The following is a 9,527-nucleotide window of genomic DNA, read 5'->3' on the forward strand; positions in this document are numbered from 1 at the left end:
CCGCTTGTCTGGAACCCCCGATGAACTACCCGCGCCTGTTGCTCTCCATCCTGTTGCTGAAAGCCACGTTGGCCCAGGCCTCCCCTTTCAGGATCGCCGACATCCGCGTCAACGGCCTGCAGCGGGTTTCCGCTGGCAGTGTCTTCGGTGCCTTGCCGCTGAACGTCGGCGATCAGGCCGATGACCGCCGCCTGGTGGACTCGACCCGTTCCCTGTTCAAGACCGGGTTCTTCCAGGACATCCAGCTGAACCGCGATGGCAATGTGCTGATCATCAACGTGGTCGAGCGCCCGTCGGTGTCGAGCATCGAGATCGAAGGCAACAAGGCGATCAGCACCGAAGACCTGATGAAGGGCCTGAAGCAATCGGGCCTGGCCGAGGGCGAGATCTTCCAGCGTGCCACCCTTGAAGGTGTGCGTAACGAGCTGCAGCGCCAGTACGTGGCCCAGGGCCGCTATTCGGCCGAGGTCGACGCCGAAGTGGTGCCGCAGCCGCGCAACCGTGTGGCGCTGAAGATCAAGATCAACGAAGGCACCGTCGCTGCCATCCAGCACATCAACATCGTTGGCAACAACGTGTTCGATGATGACACCCTGGGCCAGCTGTTCGAGCTGAAGACCACCAACTGGCTGTCGTTCTTCAAGAACGACGACAAGTATGCCCGCGAAAAACTGTCCGGTGACCTGGAGCGCCTGCGTTCCTACTACCTGGACCGCGGCTACATCAACATGGACATCGCCTCCACCCAGGTGTCCATCACGCCAGACAAGAAACACGTCTACATCACCGTCAACATCAACGAAGGCGAGAAGTACACCGTTCGCGACGTGAAGTTGTCTGGTGACCTGAAAGTGCCGGAAGACCAGGTCAAGTCGCTGCTGCTGGTGCAGCCGGGCCAGGTATTCTCGCGCAAGGTGATGACCACCACGTCCGAGCTGATCACCCGTCGTCTGGGCAACGAAGGCTACACCTTCGCCAACGTCAACGGCGTGCCACAGCCGAACGACCAGGACCATACGGTCGACATCATGTTCGTGGTCGACCCGGGCAAGCGTGCCTACGTCAACCGCATCAACTACCGCGGCAACACCAAGACCGAAGACGAAGTGCTGCGTCGCGAAATGCGCCAGATGGAAGGCGGCTGGGCTTCGACCTACCTGATCGACCAGTCCAAGACCCGTCTGGAACGCCTGGGCTTCTTCAAGGAAGTCAACGTCGAGACCCCGCAAGTAGCCGGTACTGACGACCAGGTCGACGTCAACTACAGCGTCGAAGAGCAAGCCTCCGGCTCGATCACCGCCAGCGTCGGTTTCGCCCAGAGCGCCGGCCTGATCCTGGGTGGTTCGATCAGCCAGAGCAACTTCCTCGGTACCGGTAACAAGGTGTCCATCGGCCTGACCCGCAGCGAATACCAGACCAAGTACAACTTCGGCTTCGTGGACCCCTACTTCACCGCCGACGGTGTGAGCCTGGGCTACAACCTGTTCTACAACACCACCGACTACAGCGATTACTACGACGATGGCGTTTCGTACTATGCAATCAACAGCTACGGCGCCGGGGTCAGCTTTGGCTACCCGATCAATGAAACCTCGCGCCTGACCTACGGCCTGACCCTGCAGCACGACGACATTTCGCCGGGTACCTATAGCGCCGACGAGATCTACGACTTCATCTCCCGTGAGGGCAAGAGTTTCAACAACCTCAAGGCGTCGATCGGCTGGTCCGAGTCGACCCTGAACAAAGGCGTGCTGGCCACACGTGGCCACTCCCAGAGCCTGACGCTGATGGCCACCACCCCTGGCAGTGACCTGTCGTTCTACAAGCTGGACTACAACGGCCAGGTCTTCCTGCCGGTGACCAACAACACCTCGCTGCGCCTGCACACCGAGCTGGGCTATGGCAATGGCTACGGGTCCACCGACGGCTTGCCGTTCTATGAAAGCTACACCGCAGGGGGCCAGGGTTCGGTGCGCGGGTTCAAGGACGGGACCCTCGGCCCGCGCAATACGCCTGCTACCGGTACCTACGCCAGCGCCGGTCAGGCTTACTATTCCGACCGCGACACGGATGTGCTGGGGGGCAACATTCTGGTGACCGGCGGTGCCGAATACCTCTTCCCCTTGCCGTTCGTGAAGGACCAGAGCCAGTTGCGCAGCTCTGTGTTCGTCGACGCCGGCAACGTTTATGCCGACACCTGCTACTTGTCGACCACCCAAGGCTGCGGCAGCGTCGACCTGGCACAGATGGCCGTGTCGCTCGGTGTGGGCGTGACCTGGTACAGCCCGATGGGGCCACTTAGCTTCAGCCTGGCGGCGCCATTGAAAAAGCCGGATAACGCCGAGACCCAAATCTTCCAGTTCTCGCTGGGGCAGACGTTCTGATACACCAGCCATGCACGGCCCCTGTAGGAGCGGCCTTGTGCCGCGATGGGCTGCGCAGCAGCCCCGGGATTTCAGCGTCACGGCAACAACTTATGGGGCTGCTGCGCAGCCCATCGCGGCACAAGGCCGCTCCTACAGGGACCGCGTAGGGCCTGTTTGAGTATTACCCGCTTTTACCCCCGCTTAACCCAAGTTGACAGTCACCTTGCCTAAGCTGGCCAACACCCGAACCCGCCCAGCAGGACACCCTCATGCCTCCGTTCACAGCCTGTTTCCCCACATCACTGCGCCACGATGAAGTACCGATCGCACTGCTCGACCTGGTCCAGCAACGCCTGGCCAGCCTGCTCGGTCCACGCTTTACCGTGGTGCTGGGCGGCAGTGGCGATGGCGCGGGGGTCAGTCATTACCACCTGGCGATACAGCACAACCAGAGCGGCGTTTCACTTGAGGACTATGGCGACGTCGGTGCCGGTTTCATCGAGCGGCTGCTGCGCATGGGCGCTCAGGTCAGGGATATGCTCGACTCAGCCACGTTCGACCGCATGACCGGCGACGACCCGGGCCGACCGCTGGTATGGCTCAGCGAGCTGGCCAGCGACGGGGAAAGCATTACAATGCGCGCCCCAATCTGAAATATGTTTTTCTCATGAAATCACTGCTTTACGCCGTAACCTTAGTGTTTTCCTTCACCCTCCCTGCCTTGGCCAACCCGCCAGCGACGTTCACCGAGGCAAAGGTGGTGGCCAAGCAGAAGGTGTATCTGGACCAGGCCAACAGTGCCATGGGCGACCTGTACTGCGGCTGCAAGTGGACCTGGGTGGGCAAGTCCGGCGGCCGCATCGACGCGGCTTCGTGCGGCTATGAGACCCGCAAGCAACAAAACCGCGCCGAGCGTACCGAGTGGGAGCACATCGTGCCCGCCTACACCTTTGGCAACCAGCGCCAGTGCTGGAAGAACGGCGGCCGCGAGCACTGCGTGGACAACGACCCGGTGTTCCGCGCCATGGAAGCCGACCTGTTCAACCTCTACCCGGCCGTGGGCGAGGTCAACGGCGACCGCAGCAACTTCAACTACGGCATGGTCGCTGGCAATGCCGGCGAGTATGGCCAGTGCACCACCAAGGTCGATTTCGTCCAGCGCGCCGCCGAACCGCGCGATGAAGTCAAAGGCCTGGTGGCCCGTACCACGTTCTACATGTTCGACCGTTACCAGCTGAGCATGTCGCGCCAGCAGCAACAGCTGCTGATGGCCTGGGACAAACAGCACCCGGTGTCGGCCTGGGAGAAAGAGCGCGACCGGCGCATTGCCGCGATCATGGGGCATGCCAACCCGTTCGTGAGCGGGGAACGCAAGTGGACGGCTGGCTACAAGCCGGTTGGCAGTGGCGTGGTGCAAGCGGTGCCGGTGAAAGCCGCCAAGGCAGAGGCCAAGCCGAGCCTGGCCAGCGTCCAGTCAGTCGGGGCCGTGCTTGGCAACCGCAACAGCCACGTTTATCACCTGTCTGTAGGCTGCCCGGGTTACAACCAGGTTGCCGCCAAGAACCAGATTACCTTCGCGAACGAAGGTGAGGCGCAGGCAGCGGGCTATCGCAAGGCAGGCAACTGCCGTTAACCTGAATACGTCAGGGATGCACGGTCCCCTGTAGGAGCGGCCTTGTGTCGCGAACGGGCTGCAAAGCAGCCCCAGCATTCTACGCATCTCTGGTGAAACCGGGGGCCGCTTTGCGGCCCGTTCGCGACACAAGGCCGCTCCTACAAGGAGTAGTGCAAGCCTTCGGATGCCAGTCAGCCGTTGACCAAATTCGCCGGCCGCTCACCGGCCAGCGCGCTCAGCAGATTGTCTACCGCGCAACGCGCCATGGCCTGGCGGGTTTCCTCGGTCGCGGAGCCGATATGCGGGGTCGCTACCACGTTATCGAGCTGCAACAGCGGCGAGTCTACTGATAGCGGCTCCTGCACGAACACATCCAGCCCCGCGCCACGTATGCGCCTGGCCCGCAACGCCTCGATCAGCGCCTGCTCATCCACCACGCGCCCGCGTGAGATGTTCACCAGTATCCCCTCAGGCTTCATCAACGCCAGTTCCCGTGCGCCGATCAGGCCTTCGGTGCTGGCGCTCAGCGGCACGGTCAGGCACACGAAATCTGCCTGCTGCAACAACTCATCCAGGCTGCACCGACGTGCCGCATGGCGCGCCTCCACCTCGGGCTTGGCGCGCTGGCTGTGGTACAGCACGCGCATGCCAAAGCCGGCTGCCGCGCGCCGGGCCAAGGCCTCGCCGATGCGGCCCATGCCGACGATGCCCAGTATCTTGCCGTGCACATCACTGCCAAAGTGCGCCGGCCCCAGGTTGGCCTGCCAATGGCCGTCACGCACCCAGTTCGCCAGCTCCACCACCCGCCTGGCGGTAGCCAGAATCAAGGCAAAGCCGGTGTCGGCAGTGGTTTCGGTGAGCACGTCAGGTGTGTTGGTCAGCATCACGCCACGCCGGCTGAGTTCGGCAACATCGTAGTTGTCCACGCCCACCGAAACGCTGGACACCACTTCCAGCTGTGGGGCCAGGTCCAGCAGGCTGGCATCCAGGCGCAGGCTGGCCCCCAGCAACCCGTGAGCACCCGGTAACGCATCGCGCAGGCGGGCCAGGCCATCGGGCTGGGAGGTATCCACCCAGGTCACCTCAACGCGATCTTGCAGGCGTGCCATCAAGTCGTCGGACAGGCGTTTGTACAGGACGATTCGCTTCTTCATTGCAGGTTTCCTAAGGGTTCATGGCCAGCCGCGAGCTGTTGCGCTTGGCCCGGCCAGATGTCTGGGAAGTATTGAGTGCAGCAGTCAGCGCCACTGCGGTCAGCAGCGCGCCGCACATGAACAGGTAAGAGGCCCCTGGCCCGCCCGTAGCGCCATTCAGGTAGCCCACCAGCCACGAGCCGCCGAACGAGCCCAGCGCGCCCATGCTGTTGATCAGCGCCATGGCCCCGCCTGCAACGTTGGCCGGCAGGATCTCGGGCACGATCGCGAAGAACGGGCCATAGGGTGCGTACATGCAGGCGCCGGCGACCACCAGCAACGCGTACGACAGCCAGAAATGCTCGCTGCCCAAGGCGTACGAGCCATAAAACGCGACGGCGGCAATCAGCAGCGGCGGCCAGACGAAGCGCTTGCGCTTTTGCAGGCGGTCGGACGCCCAGGACACACCCACCATAGCCAGCACCGCCGCCAGGTAAGGCACCGAGGCCAGCCAGCCGGCCTGCACGATATCGACGTTGGCCGCCTGCTTGAGAATCGACGGCAGCCACAGCACAAAGCCATACACGCCAATGCTCCAGCAGAAGTACTGCAGCGCCAGGATGATCACCTGCGGCGAACGAAACGCCTCGCGGTAGTTCTTTACAGGCTTGATGCCCTGCTGCTCGTCAGCAAGTGCCTGCGCCAGGGCGGCCTTTTCCTGCGCGCTCAGCCACTTCACCTGCGCAGGGCGGTCATCCACCAGGCGCCACCAGAAGAATGCCCAGATCACGGCAGGCAGGCCTTCGATAATGAACATCCAGCGCCAGTCGTAATGCTTGATCAGGTAACCCGACACCACCGACATCCACAGGATGGTCACCGGGTTGCCGAGCATCAGGAAGGTATTGGCACGCGAGCGCTCGGCACGGGTGAACCAGTGGCACAGGTACACCAGCATGGCCGGCATGACGGCGGCCTCCACCACCCCGAGCAGAAAACGGATACCGATCAGCATGTAGACGTTGCTGACCATGCCGGTGAGCGTGGCAAGGCCGCCCCACAGGATCAGGCAGACGAAGATCAGCTTCTTCACGCTGCGCTTTTCGGCGTAGATGGCGCCGGGCACCTGGAAGAAGAAGTAACCGAGAAAGAACAGCGCGCCCAACAGCGAAGACAGCACCGGGGTGATGTGCAGGTCTTCGGCCATGCCGGAGGCGGCGGCGAAGCCGTAATTGGCGCGGTCCAGGTACGCCAGGCTGTAGGTGACGAACACAATCGGGATGATGTACCACCAGCGGCGAGGTGCCAGGCTTTGGCTTTGCATGGTTTGTTTCTCCTGAGCTTGTTGTTTTTGTCGCAACAGGTATTTCGGGGCGGCTCACGCGCTTCTGCGCAGGTCGTGGGCCTCCAGTTCATGGCGCAGCGGCAGCCCTTCCATGTCGCCGCGCGACTGCACGGCACGGCTGCCGCACCAGTTGCCACGCGCCACCGCCTCTTCCACCGCACGGCCCTCCAGCAACGCGCTGAGCACACCGACGGCAAAGGCATCACCCGCACCGACGGTGTCCACCACACGGCTGACCGGCACCGGTGCCACCTGCCCTTCGCCCTTGGCGCTGCGGAAATAGGCGCCGGCGTCGCCCAGCTTGATCACCACCAGTTCCACCCCTTGGTCGAGGTAGAACCCAGCGATGTCCGCCGGGGTGTGCTGGCCGGTCAGCAACCGCCCCTCCTCCAGGCCCGGTAAAACCCAATCGGCCTTGGCCGCCAGGGCATTGATTTCGCGCACCATGCTGCCTTGATCCGGCCACAGCGAGGGGCGCAGGTTGGGGTCGAACGAGATGCTGCGCCCGGCTGCCCGCATGGCGTCCATCAGTGCATGGGACAGCGCACGGCAGCTGTCGGACAGCGCCGGCGGGATGCCGGTGGCGTGCAGGTGGCGAGCCTGCAGGCAGGCTGGGCCAAGCAGCGCGGGCGACAGCCTGCTGGCTGCCGAACCGCGCCGGTAGTACTCCACTGCCGGGTCGCTACCATCATCGCAACGGGCCTTGAGCTGAAAACCCGTCGGGTAACTGGCATCCACCTCGACACCGGAACAGTCAAGGCCTTCGCGGCGCAAGCTGTCGAGCACGAAACGGCCCAGCGAGTCGTCGCCTACCCGGCTCAGCCAGCGCACCTTGAAGCCCAGCCGTGCCAAACCGATGGCCACGTTGCTGTCCGCGCCGGCTATGCGTTTGCCAAACTGGCCGACACTGGCCAGGTCACCTGTTTGCTCGGCGACGAACATGGCCATGGTCTCGCCGAAGCACAGCACGTCATGTTCATGCATGGGCCACCTCCTCCCCCGCGCCCAGTGCAGCCAGGCTACGCACCTGGGCTCGGGTAAGCGCCAGCAAGTCTTCGCCAACCAAGGGGTATTCGACGGCGCGCACCACGCCGGGCGCGAACTCGGTCATCAGCGCTGCCCACGCCTGCAGGTCCGCCGCTTGGGGCGGTATGGCAACCAGGCGGCCATCGGCCCGGCGCTGCACAGCCTTGCAATGCACATAGCGCACCCAACGGCCCAGTTGCCGTGCGGCTTGCCGCTCAGACTCGCCTTGCCACTGCCAGTTGCCGATGTCGAAGGTCATGCCCATGCGCAGCCCAAGCGTGTCGGCCCGCTTAAAGAACTGCAGCAGCGGTTCGATCCTGCCACCCTGTGCGGTCTGATCGTTCTCCACCAACAACAGCGGCCCATGGGCAGGCAGCAGCGCCGCCAGCCCCATCACATCGCAGTGCTCATCGAAATGCCCCAGCGATACCTTCAGCGCCACCGCGCCAAGCGCCCGAGCGGTTTCCAGCTTGTGCACCAGTAGCGGGTCGGGCATGCCTTGCGCGGTCCACAATTCAAGGGGGGTCGAGTACAGGCATTCCAGACGCAGTGCGGCAATGACCGCACCGAGTGCAGCCGCGTCCGGTGCACTGGCAAACAATTCTTCGCGCAATTCCACTCGGCTGACGCCAGCGGCTGCCAGCATGTCCAGGAACTGCTCCTGGCCACGTTGCCGCACAAAGTCGGCGCCGTAGCTTGAGAGGCTGATGGAAACGGGGTTCGGGTGCATTGTTTTTATCCTTATGAAACCGGTTTCATTTTTAGTCGGCAGTAGCAGGCGCAGGCCTGCCGTTGCTTACTGGGGTTGGGTTGAACCGCGGATGATCAGGTTGGCCTTGAAGTCGATGCGTCGGGCTGCCCCGCTGTCGCCGCGCAGGCGACCGAGCAGGCTTTCGAATGCGGCCACACCGATACGCTCGGTGGGCTGGGCCAGTGCCGTGATGCCTTTGCCGACCAAGGGGTACCAGTCGAGGTCGTCGAGGGCGATCAGCCCGACGTCGGCAAACAGGTTGCACCCGGCCTCGTGCAGTGCTCGGGTCACCGCCAAGGTGGCAATACCGTTGAAGGTGAAGATTGCTTGCGGGCCATGGCCACGGCTAGCAAGAAACGAAGCCAGTTGGCCCTGCAGCCCGGCGTTGATTTCCAGTACCTGCTGACGCATGCCGGGCCGACGGCTGACCGACGCGCCGAATGCCTGCACCCGCTCCAGCCGTGAGCTGGTGCCATCGAGGGGTTCGCTGACCGCCAGGATGTCGCGGTAGCCCTGGGCTTGCAGGTGGTCGAGGGCCTGCTCGACGGCGTCGGCATTGTCCAGCCCTACCAGGTCGACATTCAGCTCGGGCAATTGGCGGTCCACCAGCACCATGGGGATGTCACGCTGCAGGTTGAGCAATTCGCCGGGGTGATGGCCGAGCGTGTTCACGATCAACCCTTCGACGTTGTAGCTCTGCAGCGCCACCAGGTGGTGGCGCTCCTGCTCGTCGTCGCGGTTGGTGTTGCACACCACCAGGCTGTAACCGTGCTGACGGCAGGCGGTTTCCACGCCATGCATCACGGCCACTGAATAGGGGTTGAGGATATCGGCAACCAGCATGCCGATCAGTCGCGTCTGGCCGCGCTTGAGGCCGCGGGCCATCTGGTTGGGGCGGTAGCCGAGACGTTCGATGACCTCTTCCAGCCGCTTGGCCGTAGCCTCGGCCAGCAATTGGCGATCGCCACCGATGTAACGGGAGACGGTGGCTTTGGAAACGCCAGCGACACGCGCTACTTCGCTGATGGTGACCCGTTCGCGGGCATGGGCAGGCGCGTCGGTCATGGGCTGTCCTTATGATTATTGTGATAGCGATGAAACCGGTTTCAATACAGCAAAACTACGGCAGTTCGTCAACCTGCCGTTGGTCGGCAATGATGAAATAAAGCTGATATTCAAGATTAGATAAGCCAATTAAATGATTGATGCAAATACAATTTCAACCAAAAAATGTGGGAGCGGGTTCACCCGCGAATGCGTCGGTAGCTTCGACTTCGCATTCGCGGGTAAA

General features: G+C 62.9%; 8 protein-coding genes. 3 read left to right on the forward strand and 5 right to left on the reverse strand.

Annotated elements, in window-relative coordinates:
- Window positions 1-20 precede the first annotated feature (20 nt).
- From bamA to ABI582_RS20070, 3 genes are all read left to right on the forward strand, one after another.
- Window positions 21-2,384, forward strand: coding sequence for an outer membrane protein assembly factor BamA (bamA, locus tag ABI582_RS20060; RefSeq protein ID WP_442120073.1), 2,364 nt, complete (start codon window positions 21-23; stop codon window positions 2,382-2,384).
- Window positions 2,385-2,635: 251 nt separating this feature from the next.
- Window positions 2,636-3,019: a hypothetical protein gene (locus tag ABI582_RS20065; protein ID WP_442120074.1), complete on the forward strand. Its 384-nt coding sequence runs from the start codon at window positions 2,636-2,638 to the stop codon at window positions 3,017-3,019.
- A gap of 14 nt (window positions 3,020-3,033) precedes the next feature.
- Window positions 3,034-3,999: an endonuclease gene (locus tag ABI582_RS20070; RefSeq protein ID WP_442120075.1), complete on the forward strand. Its 966-nt coding sequence runs from the start codon at window positions 3,034-3,036 to the stop codon at window positions 3,997-3,999.
- A 173-nt stretch (window positions 4,000-4,172) separates the two neighbouring features.
- Here the strand turns inward: ABI582_RS20070 and ABI582_RS20075 are convergent, their stop codons facing one another.
- The 5 genes from ABI582_RS20075 to ptxS all read right to left on the reverse strand — a co-directional run bounded on the left by ABI582_RS20075 (window position 4,173) and on the right by ptxS (window position 9,301).
- Window positions 4,173-5,135, reverse strand: coding sequence for a 2-hydroxyacid dehydrogenase (locus ABI582_RS20075; RefSeq protein ID WP_442120076.1), 963 nt, complete (start codon window positions 5,133-5,135; stop codon window positions 4,173-4,175).
- Between the two features lie 10 nt (window positions 5,136-5,145).
- Window positions 5,146-6,438, reverse strand: coding sequence for an MFS transporter (locus tag ABI582_RS20080; protein ID WP_028612945.1), 1,293 nt, complete (start codon window positions 6,436-6,438; stop codon window positions 5,146-5,148).
- Window positions 6,439-6,492: 54 nt separating this feature from the next.
- Window positions 6,493-7,443, reverse strand: a complete 951-nt coding sequence (locus tag ABI582_RS20085) for a sugar kinase (protein ID WP_338747354.1) — start codon at window positions 7,441-7,443, stop codon at window positions 6,493-6,495.
- Window positions 7,436-8,215 (reverse strand): AP endonuclease, encoded by a 780-nt coding sequence (locus ABI582_RS20090; protein WP_442120077.1) that lies wholly within the window; start codon window positions 8,213-8,215, stop codon window positions 7,436-7,438. The genes ABI582_RS20085 and ABI582_RS20090 overlap by 8 nt, the downstream gene beginning before the upstream one ends.
- A 66-nt stretch (window positions 8,216-8,281) precedes the next feature.
- A complete protein-coding gene (ptxS, locus tag ABI582_RS20095; RefSeq protein WP_442120078.1) occupies window positions 8,282-9,301 on the reverse strand; it encodes a transcriptional regulator PtxS in 1,020 nt (339 codons plus the stop codon).
- Window positions 9,302-9,527: the final 226 nt, after the last annotated feature.

The organism is Pseudomonas sp. SAS7 (genome assembly GCF_052112345.1).
Lineage (GTDB): Bacteria > Pseudomonadota > Gammaproteobacteria > Pseudomonadales > Pseudomonadaceae > Aquipseudomonas > Aquipseudomonas putida_Q.

Excerpts from the sequence above, each read along its gene's own strand:
- bamA (WP_442120073.1), top strand. The coding sequence starts at position 21 with ATGAACTACCCGCGCCTGTTGCTCTCCATCCTGTTGCTGAAAGCCACG.
- ABI582_RS20085 (WP_338747354.1), bottom strand. The coding sequence starts at position 7,443 with ATGCATGAACATGACGTGCTGTGCTTCGGCGAGACCATGGCCATGTTC.
- ABI582_RS20075 (WP_442120076.1), bottom strand. The coding sequence starts at position 5,135 with ATGAAGAAGCGAATCGTCCTGTACAAACGCCTGTCCGACGACTTGATG.
- ABI582_RS20065 (WP_442120074.1), top strand. The coding sequence starts at position 2,636 with ATGCCTCCGTTCACAGCCTGTTTCCCCACATCACTGCGCCACGATGAA.
- ptxS (WP_442120078.1), bottom strand. The coding sequence starts at position 9,301 with ATGACCGACGCGCCTGCCCATGCCCGCGAACGGGTCACCATCAGCGAA.
- ABI582_RS20070 (WP_442120075.1), top strand. The coding sequence starts at position 3,034 with ATGAAATCACTGCTTTACGCCGTAACCTTAGTGTTTTCCTTCACCCTC.
- ABI582_RS20090 (WP_442120077.1), bottom strand. The coding sequence starts at position 8,215 with ATGCACCCGAACCCCGTTTCCATCAGCCTCTCAAGCTACGGCGCCGAC.
- ABI582_RS20080 (WP_028612945.1), bottom strand. The coding sequence starts at position 6,438 with ATGCAAAGCCAAAGCCTGGCACCTCGCCGCTGGTGGTACATCATCCCG.